The following is a 20337-nucleotide window of genomic DNA, read 5'->3' as shown; positions in this document are numbered from 1 at the left end:
AGCGCCCGGGCGCTGCACGTGCCGCGATCGGGTACGGGTGGCCAAGGAGCCGCGGTCCAGGCGTACGGCCGAGCGGGTGTACGCAGCCGGCGCCCGGCGCGGCGGATCCGCGCATCCGCCGGGCCGGGGTCGGCGCCACCCGCCGATCCACTTCGGAGGGCGGCCCCGGGAACGCGGCTCCGGCGCCGCCGAGGCCGTGGAGCAGACGGGCCCGCGGCAGCCGGTCAGTACCGGATCTCCACCAGCCGTCCCTCCGCGTCCAGTTGCGGCATCTCAGGCACCCGGACGGCGGTCCGGAGCGCGATCCGCTGGGCCGACCAGGCGGCCGCGGCGGCATCGAGCACGTCGTCCGCGGGCACCCGGTCGGCCTCGCCGAGCTCGTCCGGGAGCACCAGCCCCGCCCGCGCCAGCAGGGAGCGGCGCAGGTTCTGCCCACGCCAGGTCTTCTTGGCGTACGCCGGCGGCACCCCGTCCGCCAGGGCTTGGAAGGACAGCTCGGGATGCACCTCGTGGATCCGTTCGTCCACGGCCCAGCACTCCCGCGCTTCGAGCAGCTTCGGTGCCAGGGCCCACGCCTGCCGGCTCAGGCGGCTGCCGGTGAGTTCCCGGCACCGGTCCCCCGCCGCCGCGAAGTCCGTCTCCTGCCACGCCGGCCTCGGCGCCACGAGGAAGACGCTGCTGCGCCGCGCCCCGAGAAGCGCGCGGGCCTCCAGGTCGGCGGCGCGCCAGCCCTCCTCGATCAGCCCCAGCGGCATGTCGACCGCGATCACCCGCACGTCGCCTGCACGCTCGATCAGCGCACCGAGCCGCCGGTCCACCAGGCTGCCCGCGTACGAGCCGTCCGTGAGCGCGACACCCACCCACCCCTGCTTGCCACAGGCGTCCACCCCGAGGACGTCCATCCACTCCACCCCTCTCCCACCGAACCGGTCCGGGGAGCCGGGGCTGTGCCCAGGCCGGTTTCCCCGACGATGACGAGGGCTCCGCTCCGAACCCGGTCCTCACAGCATGCCCGGGCGACGGCCTGGCCCGGCCTGGTGGGGTGCTCAGGCTTCCGGGTCCGGTGCGACGGCGCGGCTTACGCAGTCTCGCAGCAGGGTGCGCCGTTGGTCGTGCACGCTCGCGGGCTCCTGGGCGGAGGCGGCGTAGACGTTGCTCACCGGAGACCAGGCCATGGACATGGCGATGACCATGGCCATCACGTCGAAGGGGTCTCCCTGCCTGATGCGCCCGGCGGCCTGGGCGTCTGCGATGGCGCGGAGTTTGTGGTCGTCGTACTGGTCGTGGTCCGCCACGAGATGCCCGGTCGGGCGCCGTTCCAGGCGCGCCCAGGTCGCCAGCCGGATCAGATCGGGGCGGCTGAGGTACTCGTCGTAGAGGCGCACCGCCCAGTCGGCGAGGTCCGTGGCGTCGATGGGGACGACATTGGTGATCCGCTCCAGTGAGGCGAAGAAGATCGCGTCGAAGAGCTGTTCCTTGTTGCCGAAGTAGCCATAGAGCTGTGCCTTGTTGGTGCGTGCGGCGGCGATGATCCGCTCGATGCGCGCGCCGGCGATGCCGTACTGGGCGAACTCCTGGGTGGCGGCGTCGACGATGCGCTGGTACGTCGCGGCTCCGCGGCTGCTGGATGGCTGGTCAGGCATGCCGGGACTTTAACAGACAGAATCGTCTGTTTGCTTCTTGGCTCGTATGCCTCTACCGTCAAATAGACCGAACAGTCTGTCTGAGGAGTCAGAGATGCGTTCCACGACCGGTTGGCAGGCGGACAGTGTGACGCGGACTCTGCGGCGCGCTGTGCTGGAGCGCCGGGACCTGCGCCCGGACGACATAGCAGTACGTGTCGACTACTGCGGTGTCTGCCACACAGACCTCCACGCGCTGCTGGCGCACGAGAGCGACGTAAACGGCGTGCTCGTACCCGGACATGAGTTCACAGGCGTGGTGACCGAGGTCGGCAGCGCGGTTCCCGACTTCTCCCCGGGCGACCCCGTCGCCGTCGGCAACATCGTCGACTCGTGCGGCATGTGCCGTATGTGCCAGGCCGGCCAGGAGAACTTCTGCCGAGAGTTCCCGACGCTGACCTACGGCGGAGCCGACCGGCAGGACGGGTCGACCACCCTGGGCGGGTACTCCCGCGAGTACGTCGTGAGCAATCAGTTTGCCTACCATCTCCCTGCGAGCCTCGACCCAGCCGCCGCAGCTCCCCTGCTCTGCGCCGGCGTCACCGTCTGGGAACCGTTGCAGGCGCTCGGAGTTGGCCCGGGCAGTACCGTCGCCGTGGCCGGGCTGGGCGGCCTGGGACACCTCGCGGTCAAGATGGCGACCGGGCTCGGCGCCACGACCTCCGTCATCAGCCGGACCCCCGACAAGGCTGACGAAGCGCGCAGCCTGGGGGCGCAGGGATTCGTCGTGTCCACCGACCCGGGGCAGATGGAGGCGGTCCGCGACCAGTTCGATGTGGTCATCGACACCATCTCCGCCCCCCACGACCCGGCGCCGTACCTGCGTGTAACCGCCATGGACGGCACGCTCAGCCGCCTCGGGCACCTCGGACCCGTCACCGTGGAAACCATGGACCTGCTCATCGGCCGCAAGAAGCTCAGCTCCGCCGGCAGCGGCGGCCGCCCGTCCACCACTGCCATGTTGCACTTCTGCGCTGAGCACGGCATCACCGCCGACATCGAGCTGCTTCCGTCGTCCCAGGTCAACAGGGCTCTCGAACGCCTAAAGCGCAACGACGTCCGCTACCGCTTCGTGCTCGACATGTCCGACCTGGACTGACCCGCCGCGCGGCTTGTTCAACAGCAAGTCCGGCGAGAACCACGGGAGTTGCCCGGGCGGAGGTCAGGTGCACCGCGTGGGTGGGGAGATCCACCGAGCAGGTCTGGAGGCACGCCGAGCAGGGAGTGGTCGTTTTCGACGAGCGCCATCAAGGCGGGGATGGTTCAGTTCGGACCGTGCCAACGGCGCCCGCACGTCATGGTCCGCTGACTAGTGCCGCATCAGACAACGTTCGCCCCGTAGCACCGCTGGAAAACTCGTCCAAATAGTCTCCCCGCAGTAGCCGAGGATGGCCCCGTTCCGGTCCTTGACGACTGGCTGGGGAGACGCGGAGTCGGGGTCTGGAATGGGTGCTCACCAGCAGCCTCCGAGGCCCGCAGCAGCCCGTTCCAGCCGCCGCCACATACTACCTGACCTGGTCTTTTGTCATCCTCGCTCCTACGATCGGCATCGGTCGAAAGGGGGGGCCGGATGGACCGGACCGTACGCACCGTCGAGGACGTTCTCGCGCTTTTGGACGGACTCTTCGTATCTGAGTCCGAGGCCAGCCGCTTGGCGACGGGCGACGGTAAGGGCTTCTGGGACCGCTTCTATGCCGACCGGTCGAGGCCGGTCCCGTTCTTCGTGTCGAAGCCGGACGAGAACCTGGCTGCCTACCTCGACCAGGGCCTGATCGCTCCCGGCCGGGCCCTGGACCTGGGATGCGGACCTGGCCGCAACGCCCTGTATCTCGCCTCGCACGGCTTCGAGGTGGACGCCGTCGACCTCTCCCCGGTGGCCGTCGCCTGGGGTGAGGACCGGGCCCAGAAGGCCGGAGTCGACGTCCGTTTCCTGTGCGGTGACGCTTTCGCGCTCCCCCCGGCCGAGTTGAGCGGCCCATACGACCTGGTCGTCGACTCAGGCTGCTTCCACCATCTGGCGCCGCACCGCCGGGTCAGCTACCTGGCCCTCCTCGACCGGGTCCTCGCCCCTGGCGGCCATCTCGCGCTCACCAGCTTCGCCGCCGGCGAGGGGGGAACAGGGTCGGAACTCACGGACGCTGACCTCTACCGCGAACGCGAGTTGCAGGGCGGCCTCGCTTACACCCCCGAATCGCTGCGCTGGATCTTCTCCGACCTGGGGGAGGTCGAACTGCGCCGCATGCGGGAGGAGCCCTCCGAATCAGCACTGTTCGGCGTGACCTTCTTGTGGGCCGCGCTGTTCCGTCGGGATGCGGCTCTTCCGACCGCAGGCGACGCTCACCCTGCTCACGACCGCGCGTAGGCGCTCATCCTGGGCGTGCTTGTTCCGCCAGATGATGCAGCGGCAGATCATGCTGCCCTGCTCCTTGTGACTGGCGTGATCGGTGCCGCCGAGGGTGAGGTAGCGCAGGGCCGTGAACTGGGCCTCGATCCGGTTGGAGGTGCCGGATGCCGTGCGGGCGGGTGTAGGTCGTGCGGCGGCGGGGCCGGGCCTCGCGGTCTGGGTCCTTGTGCTTGCCGCCGTGCTCGGCCCACTGGCGTCCGGGGTAGGGCTGGAGGTTGAGCGGGCCGAACTCGTCCATGCAGAGGATGACTTCGGGCTCGCCCCGCTCGGGGATGACCTCGCCGTCGGCGATCGCGTAGAGGGGCTCGACCCGGGCCTTCTTGGCCGCGTAGTCGGGGTCGTTCGAGGATTTCCAGGTCTTCACGCGTTGAAAGGAGACGCCCTCCTCTAGGAGCAGGAGCCGCAGGCCCTCGTGGCTGATGTCGTCACCCCCCCCGGGCGACCAGGAAGTCGGCCAGCTTGACCAGGCTCGAGGTCGAGAAGGGCAGGCAAGAAGATCGCCAAGTCCAAGCCGGCCGAGCACGATCCAACACACTGTGGTGCGGGATGAGCAGGTAGCCCGTCAGTTCGCGGTGCAGGTCTAGAGCGGGATGCGGAGCATCGGTCGAGGCCGGTCGCGAACACGGCCGGACAAGGTCCGCGCCGATAAGGCCTACGGCTTCCCCGGAAACCGCGCCTACCTGCGCAGACGCGGGAGCGTGGACTCCACGATCGTAGGCCCGGTCCCACGGCCCGTACCGCTCCGGCACGTCGCGCCACGGGGCACCGGTTCTGGTCCGCCACCGTATGCCGTCTATCAACTGCCGCCGGGTCCACACCGGTCGACGGCCCGGCCTTTTGCCCCGCGGCAGCAACGGCTCAAGCCGAGCCCACTGGTCGTTCGTCAGATCTCCACGCCCCACGGCAGGTGATCAATCCCAGCCAAGATCCACTCTCGCACCAAGCCCTAGTACGGCTAAAGGGGTTGGGCTATCCGTCGTGTGCTTCGAGCTCGGTCGCCGGCGTCTGTTGGGTGGCCGCCCACGACGCCAGGAGCGCTAGATTGTCGGCGGTCGGCGTGCCCGCAGGTGCGGTGTAGACGTTGAGGTGCAGGCCGGGCTCGGCGGGCAATGCAAGGGACTCGACGTCCAAGTCGAGCCGGCCCACGATGGGATGGCGTACACGCTTGCGGCCGGACCGGTGCAGCCGCACGTCCTGAGATGCCCACCGCTGCCGAAATAGCTCACTGCACGTCGACAGTTCGCCGACCAGGGCGATCAGGTCCTCGTCGTGCGGATTGCGGCCCGCTTCCATGCGTAGCTTCGCGGCCACGTCACCGGCAATTCGGTCGTAGTCGACAAAGAACTCTCTGGCCGACTCGGGGTGCAGATAGACGAACCGCGCTGTGTTCGCGGGCCGTCGCGGTTCGGCCAGCACTGGTGAATACAGCGCGCGAGCGAGTTGATTCATGGCGAGCACGTCGTAACGGCCGCTACTGATCCAGGCCGGCGCACCGGAGATCGCGTCGAGCACCTGCTGCAGCGTCGAGCGCACCGTCACGGCAGGCCTACGCCGGCGTGATCCGCTGGGCGCCCTGGACTGGCGCGCGAGGTGGAACAGATGGTCGCGCTCGGCCTCGTCGAGTTGCAAGGCAGAGACCAACGCGTCGAGCACCCCGTCGGAAGCACCGGCGAGGCTGCCACGCTCCATGCGCACGTAGTAGTCGACGGATACCCCCGCCAGTAGCGCTACCTCCTCGCGGCGCAGACCTTTGACCCGACGGTTGCCGCCGTAAGCGGGCAGGCCTGCCTGCTCGGGTGCGATGCGGGCGCGACGCGAGCTGAGAAACTCCCGGATCTCGGTGCGTAGATCCATCATGGCCATCCCCTCACCGTAAGCCCGTCCCGCAGCCTAGGGGGTGCCCGTTGCCGTCGTTGCGACGCCGCCGTCTACCGGGATGATGGCGCCCGTGAGGTAGGACCCAGCCCGACTGGCGAGAAACACGGCGATACCCGCCATGTCGTCGTCGCGGCCGAGCCGGCGCAGGGGGGCCGCCGCTGAGATCGTGTCGCCGATGGCATCGAGGGTGGACGCCATCATCTGCGAGGGGAACACTCCCGGTGCTACCGCGTTCACCGTGACGTGCTGGGGGCCCAGCTCCCTGGCAAGCACCCTGGTGAGTTGATGGAGTGCCGCCTTGCTGCTGGCGTACGAGTAGTTGGGCGCCTGGGCGACGTGGATGGCGGCGATACTGCCGATGTTGATGATCCGCGCGGGATCGTCGGCGGTACCCGCCCTGCGAAGTGCGGGGAGCAGCGCCTGCACGAGCCAGAACGGCGACTTGAGGTTGAGGTCGATCACTGCGTCCCAGGCCTCGTCCGGGAACGTCGCCAGCGGCTCGCGCCACATCGCTCCCGCGTTGTTGACAAGGATGTCCAGGCATTCCGAGTCGGCCTTGACAAGATCAGCGAGGCGCCGGCACTCGTCGTGCCTGGACAGGTCGGCGGGAATTGCTCGGACGTCGCCGAATTCGGACAGTAGGTCCTGTGCCTCCGCGCACGCGTCTGCCTTCCGTGAGCTGATGACGACGCGGGCGCCGGCCTGGAGAAGGCCGCGCGCTATCATCATCCCAATTCCCCTGGTGCCACCAGTGACAAGGGCGTACTTACCACTGAGATCAAAAAGTTTTGTGTGAGTGGTGAATTGATTGTCCGCCATTGGTCTCCGTCCCTTCTGCCGCGAGAGATTGAGCCGACACGGTCACGCGTTCGGGGCAGCTGAATGGAACTGATGAAGGTAAATCTGCAGTGCGTGTCCACGGAGTGTTGTCGGCGCTTTCGACTCAACCAGGTTGACAGGCGTTTGGGACGTCTGGGAGACCTTGGTGATACAGGTACTGTGAGAGCCCCCCTTGCCAGGCGCGCTGACTCACTCAGCTGAGGTCAACTGGCCTCGGCCGGCGGACTCCGGCAGGGGACGCCGCGACCCACGTGACCACCTACTGGCCTCCCACCGGCACCGGCGTGCTTGGAGACACCCTGATGCGTGCTCTGCCCCGTCGTGCCCTGTTCGCCGCTCCGGTCGCCGTGCTGGCGTTCGCGCTGGTGGCCCGCGGCGCGGCAGCGTCCGGGGGCGGGACGGATCGCCTGGACTCGCAGCGTCCCTCACAGCGGTCCGCCCGTGGTGGTCGGCCTCGCCAACCGCCGTCAGGCGTCACGACGCGTACACGTTCGGCATAGGCCGGCCCGGTGGAGTAGGAGCCGCGGATCGGGTGCGCGGCGGCGTACGACGTGGATCGCATTCGCGAAGGACGGATGTTCATCGGCCTGTCCAGGTGGCGAGGGCCGCCTGGCCCTCGGTGTAAATCCTGGAGCGATGCCGTGAGTAGTACGCGGCATCGGCGTCGCCAACGGGTGCCACTCCGCCGGATTTTCGCCTCTCTGAGTGGTTGAACGTAAGCGGAGCGCAATCAACGTGGCGCGAAGTGCTCTTGAGTCGGCCCGGAGCCCGCAAAAGACTGCTGTGGCAACAAGGCCGTGCTGCGGACCCGGAGCCTGCGGCACGGCGGTCACGATCGCAATGTGAGGAGAACATCGATGCCCGACGGCGACCGCCGAGAGGACGCACACTCGATCATGCTGATCGATGGAACCGCCACCCGAACCCGGGAGGCGGCCCCCCTCGACCTGGTGCCAGTGCAGGAACTGCACCGCCGCTGCTCGCTGGGCAGTCGCGCGCTGCGGTACCACGCGGGCAAGACGGGGATCTCCCCTGCCGAATGGCGTCAGTTGTCCGATCCGGAGCGCGGCACCACGCTGGTGACCGCTCCAGCCGAGCGTACGGAGTACATCATCGCCATGACGAACGTCATGCGCACCGATCAGCAAGGGGTGGGGGAACTCGCGATCCTGGTCGAGGACGCATGGCAGGCCAGGGGGCTTGGCACCGCGCTGGCCGAACATGCGGCTACCGTGGCCCGCCGCGAAGGGCACCACGCACTGGCCGCCACGGTGGCGGCGAGCAACAAGTCGATGCTCCACCTTCTCGAGAAGCTGGACGCGGCCCCGGTCGAAACCACCGGTCCCGTACTCGACCTCCGCATCCCGCTCTAGACCTGCACCGCGAACTGACGGGCTACCTGCTCATCCCGCACCACAGTGTGTTGGAACTCCAACTGGGTGACAGACAGGCCGGTTCGGGGTAGGGACACCCGATCCCGTAGGTACGAAGCGCTCGCCGGGCACCGGCAACCAGAGGTGGACGTTCAACGGCGCCGCCACGACGACTTCTCGTGACCCGGCGGCAAGCCGAAGGCCGGCCCCACGCCCGCGTGCAAGCGGCCCGCCGACAAGCCGGCGGGCCGCTCCTGTCGCAGCGTCCGGACGCTGCCGCTGTCAGTGAGCCTCGGTGTGGAAGCCCACGCCCGCCGTGACACCCTCGGGGGTGGCGACCGCCAGGAGGTCCGAGGCGACGGAGTCGATCGGCGTCTCGATAAAAAGGCCGCCGGAGCCGGCGACCGCGAGACCGCCGGAGACGTTGTCCAGGTCGGCGTCGGAGATTTCGGTGGTCGCTATTTGGGGGACGAAGTTCATTGCGTGTGGTTCCCTTCGAATGAGCACTCTGAATGGCAGCGTTCGCTCGCTCGACTTCCGGGAGCGGTGCCGGAGTTCTTTTCTGGCGAGTCGGCGCTACGCGAAGAATCAAAGCAGGTCGGCCATGCGGCGGCCAGCCGTCAGAGTCCTGGACGGGACGCGGATCGAAATGCTTCTTCACCGGTGTGACCACGGTATGACCGAACACATCGAATTCTCCACATGCCCCCCTGAGCAGGTACGGACACGGTGGTTGCCGCCGTCGTCCAGAACGGCTACGGCTTCGCCGAGGGCCAGCACCTTCCGACCTTTTCATGACGGTTGTTCAGGCTGAATACGACCTCACGGTGAATGGTGTGAGGGTTCATCGGATATTCGGCGTCCGGACGTCAGACGGGTGAGGTGCACCCCTCCCCCGCCGTTGGCGTCGCCCTCCTCCACTTCGCCCTCCTCGGGGGTGTAGTCGGCCTCGGAGAGCCGTTCGTGGAGGAAGGCCATGGCGGTGTCGAAGCCGTCGCGTACGACGGTGGTGACGACGCGCCGGCCGCCGGTGCGGTGCTCCACCCAGGTCTCGATCGCCCTCTCCTGCCCGGCTGTGCAGCGCGGCGACTTCGACGCCCTGGGTGTCGTGACGAGATGCGGAACGCCGAGACGCCGGCAGGCGCCCGGACGCGGGAGTGGCAAGGGGCCGCTGTGGGCGTGATGGTCAGGGTCCTAGTTCACAGTGCCGTCGGTGTAGCCCGCGTCGCTCAGGCCTTGCCGCACGAGGTCGGGGCAGTTGCTGATGAAGCCGTCGGCGCCGTCGCGGGCGAACTCGACCGCGCTCTCGGAGTCGTCCACCGTCCAGAGGAAGACCTTCAGTCGCTGCCCGTGCGGGCCCTTCAGGGCATGGGCCGCCTTGAAGTACCGAGGGCTCACCTTCAGGTACTTCATGTTGATCTGGTCGGCCACCGTCGCGAATCGCGCCAGGTCCTCCACCGTCGGTTCACGCGACAGCAGGGCGGTGCGCGCCTCCGGGGCATGAGCGCGTACGGTCCGCAGGGTGCCGGTGTCGAAGGCCTGGATGATCAGCCGGTCGGTCATCCGGTCACCCTCGAGCCAGCCCAGCCGGCCGAGTTCCTTGACCGTGTCCTCGGCCAGCCCCGGATAGATCTCCGGCCACTTGATCTCGAGTACCAGCTTCTGGCCGTTGCCGTCCACGCGGCGCATGTACTGCTGAAGGGTCGGTATCCTCTCCCCCGACCATTGCCGGCCCTTCCAGCCGCCGGCGTCCAGCGTGGACATCTCCGCCCAGGTGAAGTCCCCGACTTTCCACGGCGCACGCTTCGGGAACTTCTCCTCGACATCGGTGGTGCGGGCCAGGGTCTTGTCGTGGATGACCACCAGCGTGCCGTCCTTGGTGCGCTGGACGTCGTTCTCCAGCCAGTCGATTCCCTGGGCCCGCGCCGTATCCACCGCGGCCAGGGTGTTCTCCGGGGCCGCTCGGCTGCCGGCCCTGTGAGCCACAGTCACCACGCCCTCGCGGCTCGTCGCCTCCGTCTGCGTGGACGTCACCAGCAGCACCGCGACCAGGCTCAGGCCCAGTCCTGCCACGCACAGGACAACGCGCGCGAACATCCACTCTCCTCATGGGTCGACGGCACAGACTTGCACGGCGTGGTCGAGACGGCCGGTAGTGCCAGGAAGAGGAGAGACTACCTACCACCCGCCGAGTCATCCGCAGGCGGCCGGGACCACCGGTCACGCTGAGAGCAGCAGCGGCACGGGATGTCGCTCTGAGGCGCTTGAGTCTCCAGCCGCCGGAGGGTTCAGGATCTGACTCATGGACGACGAACGCCCCGACGTGCTCACCATTGGCCGCCTCGCGCACCGCACCGGGCTTCCGGTACGGACCCTGCGCTTCTGGTCGGACGAGGGGGCGGTGCCGCCTGCGGGCCGTTCCGCGCGCGGCTACCGGTTGTACGACGCCGAGTCCGTGGCCCGCGTCGAGCTGGTCCGTACCCTGCGGGAGCTGGGCCTCGGGCTCGACGACGTGTGCCGCGTCCTCAGCGGCCGCACCACGGTCGCCGAGGTCGCCGACGCTCATGTGACCGCGCTCGACGCGCAGATTCGCTCCCTCAAGATGAGCCGGGCCGTCCTGTCCACCGTGGCGAAACGGGGTTCGACCGTTGAGGAGACAGCACTGATGAACCGGTTGGCGCGGCTTTCCGCCGCCGAGCGCACACAGATCATCGACGAGTTCAAGGAGGAGGTGTTCGGCGGCCTCGACGACCCGCGCCTCCGCGACCGTATGCGCGACTTCAGCGTCGAATTGCCCGACGATCCCACACCCGAGCAGGTCGACGCCTGGATCGAACTGGCCGAATTGGTTCGGGACCCGGGTTTCCGCGCCCGGTTGCGCACATGGATGGAGCTCAACACGCCCGTACCGGGGCAGGGCCGTCCCCCCGGGGCGTCCCTCTGGTGGGCCAGGCAGATCGTGCAGACCGTCGCGGAGGTCAGGAAAGGCGGGGTCGCTCCGGAGGGGCCGGCAGCGGCCGAGGTGCTGTCCAAGCTGTTCGGTGACGCCGATCGGGCCGCCGTGCTGCGCAGCCTGGAAGCCGGGATCAAGGCGGGAGCGGAGCACTACCGCACGCTCGTCGCCCGTGTGCGCGGGCAGTCTTCGTCGCCCGACGCGACCGAGGAGCTGGAATGGCTGGCGCGGGCCCTGCGCGCCGCGGACCGGACCTGACCTGGTGCTCGACCTCGGCACGGGGCAGACCGCCGACCTGGCGGTGCCGATCGACCGGGACGAGCTGAGCCCTCACGGGCCGCGGCCGTCCGACAACGGCGCCACCCGGCTGGGGACGGCGGCGTGGATCCGGAGGCCGGACCCGGACCCGGCACGCGCCATCCCGGCCCCGGACCGGTACGCGACTCATGGCCGCCTGAGGACTTGGCGGGCGCGAACCCGCCGGACGACGCCTCCGTCCGGTCTCAGCGCGCGCACACGAAACTCGACGCGCTGTCCGGATCACCGGCCCGGTACCGGGGCCAGCCCGGGTACTCGCACAAGGGACGCGTGCAGTCGTGGAGGGGGTCGGACACCACCTCGTCGGCGGGCGGCTCGTCCCTTTCGACCCAGTGCTCCAGCGCGGAGAGCGAGTCCGTGGCGGCGGCGAACGCGGGGGTGCCGAAGTTGGCGTGGTTGGCGCCGGGCACGACGTAGTAGCGCAGGAACGAGTGCGTCGGTCCGGCGCCCAGCGTGGCGCGGACCCGGTGGTAGTAGTCGGTCGTCGAGTACGGGGAGACGAGTTCGTCGGCGGCGCCGTGGAGGAGGATCAACTTACCTCCGGCGCGGGCGAAGGCGCCGAGGTCGGTGTCGTTGCGGTCCTGGATCGTGGACAGCTGGCTGATCCGGGCGAGCCACTTGCCGGGGCGCTGGGGATCGACGGTGAGGGAGTTGTGCCCGGGGTCGCGGGTGAGGAAGTACTTGACCCATTGATCCCAGAACTGCATGCCGTAACCGCTCGTCACCGGCATGGGGTGGGCGGGCGCGGTGGTGCCGAAGCCCAGGAACGGGGTCCGCATGTCCGCCCCCGAGAGGAAGGGGAAGCCGGGATACTCGGTCTCGCCACTGGCGACCCGGTACGGCCATCTGAACGGCGAGGACATGGTCGTCACGGCGTCGATCTGCGCGTCCGACAGGCAGTTGGGCCCTGTCCCGATGCCCTTCGGACAGCGCAGCGTGCGGGGATCGAAGTGGCAACTGCCCGGATTCGAGACGACGTCGTCCCTGAGGCCGTCCAGTCCGTCACACGCCTGGACGACCCTGTCGTGGAGGAGCTTCTGCTGATCGACTCCGGGGAACGCGCCGGGGCGGGACAGGACTTGGACCAGGTGTCCCAGGTACAGCATCTCGCTGAGGTTGTTCCAGGCGGGGAAGGCGGAGATCACCCCGTCGAACGCGGTCGGCCACCGCTTGGCCACGACGAGCGCTTCCCGGCCGCCTGTCGAGCCTCCGGAGAAGTAGACCTCGGTCGGATTCGCCCCGTAGGCGCGTTGGACGAGGAACAGGCTCGCGTCGCGCGTCTTCTTGAGGGCGTCGCCGGCGGCGAAGTTGTTCAGGGCCTCGTCGTTCACGCCGAACGACCCGTCCAGCGACGGAGGGGCCGTCGGGCTCTGCTGATGCCCCGAGTCGCTGGCGAACGTCACGTACCGCCGGGCCAGCGGGGACGGTTGATCGGTGGGGCCGAACGGCACGTTGGCCGTGAGGTCGGGGATGGTGCCGTTGTAGCCGCCCCCGCCGAACATCAGCGCCTTGCCGTTCCAGCCGTACGGCAGGGCCACGCGCATCTTGATGGCGGCCGCGGCCGGATCGACGGGAAGGATGTCGGCGTCGGCCTGGCAGTACGTGATCGTCTCGCCGCTGACGACGCCGGTCCTGACCGCGGCCGACGTGACGCGGCCGCCGGTGGTCGGCAGGCTCATGGCCGACGCCGGGATCTCCGTGCCGTCCAGCCCGCCGCACACGGGTGCCGTCGCCGGCCGACCGGCCCCGGGTGGGCTCGTGGCGGTGACAGCCTCCGCCCCGAGGACGTGACTCGTCCCTACCAGCAGAACCATGGACGCCAGCACGCCGAACCGGCGAACCGCCGTGCTTCTTGCGGATGTTCTCCTCACGATGACCTCTTCCATGAAGTCGGGCGCACGCAGGGATGCCGGACGGGACGGCACGGGGAACCGCCGCAGGCACAGGCAGGGTGGGTCCCGGTCGGACGCCGCGTCGGCGAGCGGCATTGCCGTACGGGTCGCCTTCGTCGACAGCGCGCAGCGGTGATGACGGTGAGATTAAGGCGCCGTTACGCTGTGGCTGAGGTGTACGTCACCCACACCTCGCCCCGTTCCGGTGGGACTTTCTCCCACCCGCCCGCAGGGGGATGACACTGTGGTCAGCGAACCCGGCACCGAGACGGAGACGTTTTCGCTCGTGCGCCGACAGCGCGAACTGGCGTCGTTGTACGCGACGGCCAAGTCCCTCACCGCGCTGGGCGAGTTGGACGAGGTGCTGCGCTCGATCGTCCACCATGCCCACGAGCTGATCGGCACCGACTTCACCTACCTCTCCCTGGTCGGTGCGGACGGCAGACTGTCGGCCAGGGCGTCGGAGGGAACGGTCTCCGCCTCCTTCCTCGCGGCGGGCATCCCGGCCGGAGCGGGGCTCGGCGGCAAGGTGCTCGCCTCCCGGAGCCCGCACTGGGTGAGCAACTACGCGGCCGCGACGCTGATCGAGCACGACCCGGAGTTCGACCGCCTGGTCGCGGCCGAGGAGCTGGTCGCGCTTCTCGGTGTGCCCCTGGTCATCCGGGGTGAGGCAGTGGGCGCGCTGTTCGCCGCGGACCGCTCCGAGCGGTCGTTCCAGGCCGACGAGGCAGCGCTGCTGAGCGCGTTCGCGGACCACGCCGCCGTCGCTCTCGACAACGCCCGCCTCTACGAGGCGAGCCGGACCGCCCTGCGGGAGCTGCGTGTCGCGTACGGGCGGATCGAACAGCACATGGCCGTGATGCAGCGGGCGCAGGAGATCCACGAAGCCCTGACCGGTGTGGTGCTGGAGGGCGGCGCCCCGGACGACGTCGCGCAGCTCCTCGCGGATCGGCTCGGCGGCAGCGTCACACTCCTGGACCGGTCCGGCACCGTTCTCGTCCACCGGGACTCGACGTCGAGTCCGTGCAGAGCTCCTGCGGGGACGGCCCTGGCGGATGCCGTCGAGCAGGCGTGCCGTACGGGTCGCTGCGCGATCTCGGCGGACGCCGACGGCACCACCGTCCACAGTGTGGCTTCCGTCCAGGCGGGCGACCACCGCCTCGGTGCGCTGGCATGGAGCCGGACCACAGTCGCCGGCGGCGGCGCCCCGGACGACACGGATCTGCGGACCCTGGAACGGGCCACCCACATACTCGGCCTGCTGACCCTCAAGGAGCGGGCCGTGGCCGAGGCGGGCGAGCGGCTCAGCGGGGAGCTGCTGACCGAGCTCATGACGGGAAGCCCCGGGATCAGCCCCGCCCAGCGCGCCCGTGCCCGGGCCCGCGGCATCGATCCGGACCGTCTGGACCTCGTCCTCGTCGCGGACTCCCCCGCGGTGTCCTCGGCCGACCTCCTGCGTCACCTGCACGACATCGCCCGGGACTGCTCCGGACTGGCCGGCGAACATCTGGGGAGGGCCACGCTGATCCTCCACAGCACGGAGGACGACCGGACCGTCGAGGACGTCCACCGTCGTCTGCGTCGCGCGCTCGGCGCCCCCGTCATCGTCGTCGGCGAACGGGTGCCCCGCCACGACTGGTCACGCGCCTTCTCCCTGGCCGGCCGCTGCGCCGCCGTGGTGCGGGCGCTGGATCACACCGACCTGGGCACCACCACGGGCCGCTACGCCCTCTACGCCATGGTCTTCGACCCCGACCGGGTCCACGAACTGGACCGGTTCGTCTCCGGCTCGATAGGGCCGCTCCTCGACTACGACCGCCGCCGCGGCACCGAGCTCGTCGAGACGCTCGGCACGTACTACGAACACCGTGCCAACGTCGCGGCGACCGCTCGCGCGCTGTACGTGCACGTCAATACGCTGGTCAAGCGACTGGACCGGGTCGCGAACGTACTCGGCCTCGACTGGCGCCAGGAGAACGACCTGGAGCTGCGGCTCGGGCTGCGGCTGCACCGGCTCAGGACGCTCGCGAACACCCCGCCGTGATTCCCGCGCCGCCCGTGTGCGGCCCGTAGCTCAGACGCCCCTTGTCGACTCCCGCAGCGTGCTCTTGGAGAACTTGCCGGTGCCCGTCCGGGGCAGGCTGTCCATGAAGACGATCTCGTCGGGCAGCCACCATTTGGCGACCAAGGGCGTGATGTGCCGCAGCAGGGCTTCGGCAGTAGCGGCACCGCCATCACGCAGGACGACGTAGGCGACGGGGCGCTCCGTCCACCGCGGGTCCGGGCGGGCGATCACGGCGACTTCGACGACGTCGGGGTGCGAGGCGATGGCGGCTTCCAGTTCGACCGACGAGATCCACTCGCCTCCGGACTTGATCAGGTCCTTCATCCGGTCCACGAGCCGCAGATAGCCGTCGGTGTCGACGGTGGCCAGATCGCCGGTGCGCAGCCAGCCGTCACTGGTGAAGCTGTCGCCCGCTTCCGCGCGGAAGTAGCCGCCCGCGACCCAGGGACCCGCCACCTCCAGCTCGCCCACCGCCCGTCCGTCGCGCGGCAGTTCGCGGCGTGTCTCGACATCGACGATCCGCAGGTTCACGAGAGGCAACGGCTGGCCCTGGGCGGAGCGCACGGCCACCTTCTCCTCCTCGGTCGCCTCCTCGTGCTGGGTGCGCGTGCCTCCGATGGCCCCGATGGGGCTCACCTCGGTCATCCCCCACGAGTGGGTGATGGGTACGCCGATGGCGGCGCGGTACGTCTCGGACAGGGACGGGGGGACGGCGGACCCGCCGCCGAGCAGGAACCGCGTGGCGCTCAGGTCGAAGGCGCGCAGCTCGGGGACCAGGCTGGTCCACACCGTGGGAACGGCACCGGCGACGGTCACCCTCTCGGCTTCCATCAACTGCAGCAGGTGAACCGGTTCCGCGGAGCTGCCGGGAAGGACGAGGGAGGCGCCCGTCAGCATGGCGCTGTACGGAAGACCCCAGGCGTTGGCGTGGAAGAACGGCACGATCGGCATCACCACGTCGCTCTCGCTGAGGCCGACGAACCCGGCCGCGAGCGTCCCGAGGCAGTGCAGCACCGTCGAACGGTGGCTGTAGAGCACGCCCTTGGGCGGTCCGGTCGTGCCGGAGGTGTAGCACAGCCCGGAGGCGAGGTGCTCGTCCGCGAGCGTGAAGGTCTCCTCGAACGAGCCCCTGAACGGTTCGGCACCGAGGACCAGTTCGTCGTAGTCCAGGACGCGCGGGTCCGACGGGACGGGCGTGTCGCTGCCGTCGGGCAGCACCACCCAGTACCGCACCCGGGGCAGCCGGCCGGCGCTCGGCCAGATCCGCGGGAGCAGCCCGCGCTCGACGAACACCACGTCGTCCCCGGCGTGGTCGACGATGTACTCGAGGTGGACCGCCGAGAGCCGGATGTTGATGGTGTGCAGCACCCGCTTGGCGGCCGGCACCGCGAGATACAGCTCAAGGTGCCGTCGGCTGTTGCTCGCGAACGTACCGACCCGGGCGCCGACCGGGACATCGAGCGCCGCCAGCGCGGTGGCGAGGCGCCGGGCGCGATCGGTCACCTCGGCGTACGTGAGCAGCTCGGTGCCGGCCGTGGCGACCTGCTTGTGCGCGTAGAGCCGTTCGGCTCGTTCGAGGACGTGGGCGAGGGTGAGCGGCCGTGGCTGCATCAGTCCGTCCATGACGTCTCCGGGGTGGGGGTGGCCATCGTGAAGCGCGGTGGTTGACAAGGGAGGTGCCCAATCCATGAGTGTCTTCCGACTTGGATTCCGTCGGGTGCCGCTGGTCACTTTAGGAACGGCCAGGGAGCGAAAAGAGGTGAGACGCCCACACTCCTTGCGTCTCCTCGGCAGCGGTTCCCCACACCTACCGGCGGCCGCAGACATTGGGCACGACTTGACGCGAACACTGGTCGTGACGAGGGAAAACACCGGCCACGCCGCGCCGGCGCCCGTCGCCCGCGCATGGGACCTCCCCGGAGGCCACTGGCGCCTCTGGGCCTCCGCTCTGACCCGCGAGGTCAGGCCCTGAGCCTCGTCGATGTCCCAACGCCGGGTCGGATCATCCACTTCATCGGGCCCGGCGCGGTTTCGGAGTAGGCCACGCTCGAGGCAGGGCGGCACAGTGTGCCCTGGCGACACGATCGAGGCGCAGCTTCCCAGCGGTCCGCACCGGGCCCTGGACCGCGTCTGACGGGTTCACATGGGTGGGTGTAGCGCCTCCCTCTCGAACGACTCACGACCGGCACCGGTACGACGGTTGTTCCGGCGGGGCCGAAGGAGGCAGCAAGCCCTGAGTAGGGTGGCCTCATGTACACACGGGGGCGCAGGCTCAAGTTCGTCATGGTGTCCGGGGTGGTCGTGCTGGCCCTGACCGGGTTCTCGTCGAGTCGGGGGCACGGGAGCGGGAGCCATCACAGCAGCGGTGGTGGATGCAGCAACTCCAGTCAGGATCACGACAGTTCGTCCGTCTCGGGCAGTGGTGGCTCGTACGGCACCAGCACGCCCGACAGGGACAGCGGCAGCGGTACGTACCGGTCACGGCCCACCACCCGCTCCTCCCCCACGGCGTCCGCTTCGCCCCTGAGGGACGGCACCGCCGTGCTCAAGCACTGTGCGGACGCGGATGATCCCTACACGACCGTCGAGGTCCGGAATCCGAACGCGCGGGACGCGATCTTCACCGTGAAGGTCGGTTTCCGGGATGAGAGCGGGTTCAAGATGGCCGAGACCACCGACCAGGTGCCGGTGCCGGCGAAGGGCACGGCAACCCACCGCGTGTTCGGCGGCCGCGCGGGAGACGTCTCCCGGATCAGCCACTGTGACGTGCAGCGGCGGGCCGACGCCGACGAGTGACAGGTTTCTCCGGAGACCGGTACAACCATCCGTATGCGTCGCCAGTCAGACCAGTCAGGAGCAACGAGCTCCTACAGCCACAAGGGGGAAATATGCGATTCAACCGTACTGCCCTCACTGTCGGTGCTCTGGCCGCGCTCGCGCTCGGGGCCGGCACCGCGTTGGCCGCGCCGGCGTCCGCCGCGCCCAACACCACTCCGCAGAAGGTCTGCGGGAGCAGCTACCGCACCGTCAACTCCGCGGCCGTCGGCTCGCTCGGGACCGTCTACCTGACCTACAACGCGTCCAACGGCAAGAACTGTGTGACCACCATCCGCAACAGCCCCGGCACCGCGGTCGACATGTCGGCCTGGCTCTACGTCGCCGACACCGACCAGGGTGACGACGACTACGGCAGCTTCACCTCGTACGCCGGTCCGACCTACGTCTACGGCAAGGGCCACTGCGTCGACTGGGGCGGCCAGATCAAGAACGTGTACGTGCAGATCTCCGGCTCCAACTGCGCGTCCCTGAAGGAGAAGCGGGTCACCTACACCCGCTGATCCGCGGCAACGCAACGCACGATGACGACTCGCTCTGGCGGAGGCTTCACGCTCCCGCCAGAGCGAGTCCTCGTGTGGTGACCGTCAGCACTTCTCGCGCAGGGAGTGCAGGTACGCGCTCGAGCGGCGGGCGAAGCTCAGGGAGTCCGGCGGGCTGTCGTGCTCGGTCTGCCAGTGGTGGGCCTGGCGTTGGCCCCGCAGGTGGGTGACGGCGGAGATGAAACGCTGGTAGTCGATGTCGCCGTCGCCGACGTCCGTCATGCGATAGCCGAACTCGTTCGTGGGGTCGCTCACGCCGTCCTTGACGTGGAAGAGCGGGTAGCGGTGGGGGCGGGCGAGGACGTAGTCCAGCGGGTCGAAGGGCGCGGGGGTGCCGTCGGGACGCTTGGAGAAGCGGAACTGGCCCGCGTAGGCCCAGTAGATGTCCATTTCGAGGTAGACGAGGTCGGGGTCGGTTTCCGCCAGCAGGACGTCGTAGAGGCGGATCTTGGGGTTGTCGGCGGCGAAGGCGAACTCGTCCGAGTGGTTGTGCTGGTAGAACTTCATGCCGCGCGCCCTGGCCGCCGCCCCGTAGGTGTTGAACTCCTCGGCGGCCCGTTTCCATCCGTCGACGGTCGAGCCGTAGCGGAACGGTCCGGAGGCGGTGCCGATGTGCTTGAGGCCTAGGGCCTGGGCGTCGTCGAGGACCTTCTCGAGGTTCTGGGCGAAGGTGTAGGCGTTCGGGTCGTCGGAGTAGTAGCCGACGTGGCTGCCGATCGGCGTGAGGCCGTGTTCCCCGGCCAGCCGCCTGAGGCGCGGCAGGGTGATGGGGCCGGCCGAGCCCTGGGTGTAGCCGGCGAACTCGATCTCGTCGTACCCGTACTTCTCCAGTTCGGCGAAGACGGGGGCGAAGCCGAGGGTGCCGACCTTGTCGCGCAGGCTGTAGAGCTGGATGCCGAGGCGGCCGGGGGGCAGAACGGGACGGCCCCGGCGGCCCGCGGGCGCGGGCGCGGTGGTGGCGGCCGAGGCGGGGCCGGCTGTACCCAGCAGGGCGGCCGCCGTGGCGCCCGCGGCGACGCCCAGCATGCCCCTTCTGGTCAGTCGATGGGTCAGTTCGGGGTCATTGTGCGAGATGCGGCTCATGCGGGAACTCCGGGGTGTGAGAGGGCGTTGTCAGTGGTGGGTGCTTCACTGGGGACCAGGCACACGAGACGGGTGCCATGAGGGCTCGTCAGGTGAGGCCGGCGAGTCGGAGCAGGAGTGATTTCACATCGGTGGCCGCGACGCGGCCACCGACGGCACGGGGGGTGGAGCAGATGAGGAGCGGACCGTCGTCGTCGCTCGCGGGAAGGCGACCGTGGCTGCCCCGAATAGGTGACGGGTCCAGGGGTACGACCGCCATGCGGTAGCGCAGGCCGAGCTTCTTGCGGGCCAGCGCGGCCGCCGCCTTGACCTTGACGTAGGGGTCGTGGGGGTCCATGAAGAGTTCGACCGGGTCGTAGCCGGGTTTGCGGTGGATCTCGACGAGCCGTGCGAAGTCGGGTGCGCGGGCGTCGTCGAGCCAGTAGTAGTACGTGAACCAGGCGTCGGGTTCCGCCACGGCGACGAGTTCGCC

Annotated in this window: 19 protein-coding genes and 3 pseudogenes; 8 read left to right on the top strand and 14 right to left on the bottom strand. The window is 69.2% G+C overall.

Going from position 1 to position 20337, the window contains the following annotated elements:
* Positions 1 to 224: 224 nt before the first annotated feature.
* Together CCN33_RS11150 and CCN33_RS11145 are read right to left on the bottom strand one after the other, a co-directional pair.
* Positions 225 to 902 carry a DUF429 domain-containing protein gene (locus tag CCN33_RS11150; protein WP_086693484.1) on the bottom strand — a complete coding sequence of 226 codons (678 nt, stop codon included), beginning with the start codon at positions 900 to 902 and terminating at the stop codon, positions 225 to 227.
* Between the two features lie 144 nt (positions 903 to 1046).
* Positions 1047 to 1643, bottom strand: a complete 597-nt coding sequence (locus CCN33_RS11145; protein WP_086693482.1) for a TetR/AcrR family transcriptional regulator — start codon at positions 1641 to 1643, stop codon at positions 1047 to 1049.
* Positions 1644 to 1737: 94 nt separating this feature from the next.
* Between CCN33_RS11145 and CCN33_RS11140 the strand changes: the two genes are divergently transcribed.
* Both CCN33_RS11140 and CCN33_RS11135 read left to right on the top strand, forming a co-directional pair.
* Complete coding sequence (locus tag CCN33_RS11140) at positions 1738 to 2781, top strand: NAD(P)-dependent alcohol dehydrogenase (RefSeq protein WP_086693481.1); 1044 nt, start codon at positions 1738 to 1740, stop codon at positions 2779 to 2781.
* A gap of 471 nt (positions 2782 to 3252) precedes the next feature.
* Positions 3253 to 4044 carry a class I SAM-dependent methyltransferase gene (locus tag CCN33_RS11135; RefSeq protein ID WP_086693480.1) on the top strand — a complete coding sequence of 264 codons (792 nt, stop codon included), beginning with the start codon at positions 3253 to 3255 and terminating at the stop codon, positions 4042 to 4044.
* On the opposite strand, the pseudogene CCN33_RS11130 reads toward CCN33_RS11135, so the two are convergent.
* The 4 genes and pseudogenes from CCN33_RS11130 to CCN33_RS11115 all read right to left on the bottom strand — a co-directional run.
* Positions 4012 to 4574: pseudogene (locus CCN33_RS11130) on the bottom strand (IS630 family transposase); the annotation flags it as partial. The gene CCN33_RS11135 and the pseudogene CCN33_RS11130 sit on opposite strands and share 33 nt — an antisense overlap.
* Before the next feature lie 219 nt (positions 4575 to 4793).
* Positions 4794 to 4988 (bottom strand): annotated as a pseudogene (locus CCN33_RS11125) (transposase); the annotation flags it as partial.
* Positions 4989 to 5055: 67 nt separating this feature from the next.
* Complete coding sequence (locus tag CCN33_RS11120; protein WP_086693479.1) at positions 5056 to 5949, bottom strand: helix-turn-helix transcriptional regulator; 894 nt, start codon at positions 5947 to 5949, stop codon at positions 5056 to 5058.
* A gap of 27 nt (positions 5950 to 5976) precedes the next feature.
* Positions 5977 to 6783 carry an SDR family oxidoreductase gene (locus CCN33_RS11115; RefSeq protein WP_086693478.1) on the bottom strand — a complete coding sequence of 269 codons (807 nt, stop codon included), beginning with the start codon at positions 6781 to 6783 and terminating at the stop codon, positions 5977 to 5979.
* Positions 6784 to 7661: 878 nt separating this feature from the next.
* Between CCN33_RS11115 and CCN33_RS11110 the strand changes: the two genes are divergently transcribed.
* Entirely contained in the window at positions 7662 to 8177 is a 516-nt protein-coding gene (locus CCN33_RS11110) for a GNAT family N-acetyltransferase (protein WP_086693477.1), read from the top strand.
* A 282-nt stretch (positions 8178 to 8459) separates the two neighbouring features.
* Here the strand turns inward: CCN33_RS11110 and CCN33_RS32890 are convergent, their stop codons facing one another.
* The 3 genes from CCN33_RS32890 to CCN33_RS11095 form a co-directional block, all read right to left on the bottom strand.
* Positions 8460 to 8657, bottom strand: a complete 198-nt coding sequence (locus CCN33_RS32890) for a hypothetical protein (RefSeq protein WP_107483925.1) — start codon at positions 8655 to 8657, stop codon at positions 8460 to 8462.
* Between the two features lie 342 nt (positions 8658 to 8999).
* Positions 9000 to 9221: a hypothetical protein gene (locus CCN33_RS11100; RefSeq protein ID WP_086693476.1), complete on the bottom strand. Its 222-nt coding sequence runs from the start codon at positions 9219 to 9221 to the stop codon at positions 9000 to 9002.
* Positions 9222 to 9371: 150 nt separating this feature from the next.
* On the bottom strand, positions 9372 to 10274 hold the full coding sequence (locus CCN33_RS11095; protein ID WP_086693475.1) for a glycerophosphodiester phosphodiesterase: 903 nt from the start codon (positions 10272 to 10274) through the stop codon (positions 9372 to 9374).
* A 205-nt stretch (positions 10275 to 10479) separates the two neighbouring features.
* Here CCN33_RS11095 and CCN33_RS11090 point away from each other — a divergent pair, with 205 nt between their 5' ends.
* Positions 10480 to 11388 (top strand): helix-turn-helix domain-containing protein, encoded by a 909-nt coding sequence (locus tag CCN33_RS11090; protein WP_086693474.1) that lies wholly within the window; start codon positions 10480 to 10482, stop codon positions 11386 to 11388.
* Between the two features lie 245 nt (positions 11389 to 11633).
* Here CCN33_RS11090 and CCN33_RS11085 read toward each other — a convergent pair whose 3' ends face one another.
* Positions 11634 to 13127, bottom strand: coding sequence for a tannase/feruloyl esterase family alpha/beta hydrolase (locus tag CCN33_RS11085; protein WP_244173757.1), 1494 nt, complete (start codon positions 13125 to 13127; stop codon positions 11634 to 11636).
* A 133-nt stretch (positions 13128 to 13260) separates the two neighbouring features.
* On the opposite strand from CCN33_RS11085, the gene CCN33_RS11080 reads away from it, so the two are divergent.
* Both CCN33_RS11080 and CCN33_RS11075 read left to right on the top strand, forming a co-directional pair.
* Entirely contained in the window at positions 13261 to 13476 is a 216-nt protein-coding gene (locus tag CCN33_RS11080; RefSeq protein WP_086693473.1) for a hypothetical protein, read from the top strand.
* Between the two features lie 108 nt (positions 13477 to 13584).
* Positions 13585 to 15384, top strand: a complete 1800-nt coding sequence (locus CCN33_RS11075) for a helix-turn-helix domain-containing protein (RefSeq protein WP_086693472.1) — start codon at positions 13585 to 13587, stop codon at positions 15382 to 15384.
* 30 nt (positions 15385 to 15414) lie between these two features.
* Here CCN33_RS11075 and CCN33_RS11070 read toward each other — a convergent pair whose 3' ends face one another.
* Positions 15415 to 17028 (bottom strand): long-chain fatty acid--CoA ligase, encoded by a 1614-nt coding sequence (locus CCN33_RS11070; protein WP_086693471.1) that lies wholly within the window; start codon positions 17026 to 17028, stop codon positions 15415 to 15417.
* A gap of 770 nt (positions 17029 to 17798) precedes the next feature.
* The gene (locus tag CCN33_RS32880) at positions 17799 to 17942 is read right to left on the bottom strand and encodes a hypothetical protein (protein WP_244173756.1); all 144 of its coding nucleotides are present in this window, start codon (positions 17940 to 17942) and stop codon (positions 17799 to 17801) included.
* 4 nt (positions 17943 to 17946) lie between these two features.
* On the opposite strand from CCN33_RS32880, the gene CCN33_RS32875 reads away from it, so the two are divergent.
* Together CCN33_RS32875 and CCN33_RS11060 are read left to right on the top strand one after the other, a co-directional pair.
* Positions 17947 to 18201 (top strand): hypothetical protein, encoded by a 255-nt coding sequence (locus CCN33_RS32875; RefSeq protein WP_244173755.1) that lies wholly within the window; start codon positions 17947 to 17949, stop codon positions 18199 to 18201.
* A 92-nt stretch (positions 18202 to 18293) separates the two neighbouring features.
* On the top strand, positions 18294 to 18743 hold the full coding sequence (locus CCN33_RS11060) for a spore-associated protein (RefSeq protein ID WP_086693469.1): 450 nt from the start codon (positions 18294 to 18296) through the stop codon (positions 18741 to 18743).
* Between the two features lie 84 nt (positions 18744 to 18827).
* On the opposite strand, the gene CCN33_RS11055 is transcribed toward CCN33_RS11060, so the two are convergent.
* Positions 18828 to 19865 carry a sugar phosphate isomerase/epimerase family protein gene (locus CCN33_RS11055; RefSeq protein ID WP_086693468.1) on the bottom strand — a complete coding sequence of 346 codons (1038 nt, stop codon included), beginning with the start codon at positions 19863 to 19865 and terminating at the stop codon, positions 18828 to 18830.
* Between the two features lie 88 nt (positions 19866 to 19953).
* Positions 19954 to 20337, bottom strand: a pseudogene (locus CCN33_RS11050) (alkaline phosphatase family protein); the annotation flags it as partial.

It is taken from the genome of Streptomyces recifensis, from assembly GCF_002154615.1.
GTDB classification, from domain to species: Bacteria; Actinomycetota; Actinomycetes; order Streptomycetales; family Streptomycetaceae; genus Streptomyces; species Streptomyces griseoluteus.
The sequence above is the reverse complement of the archived record's forward strand: the minus strand, read 5'-3'. Positions and strand labels throughout refer to the sequence as shown.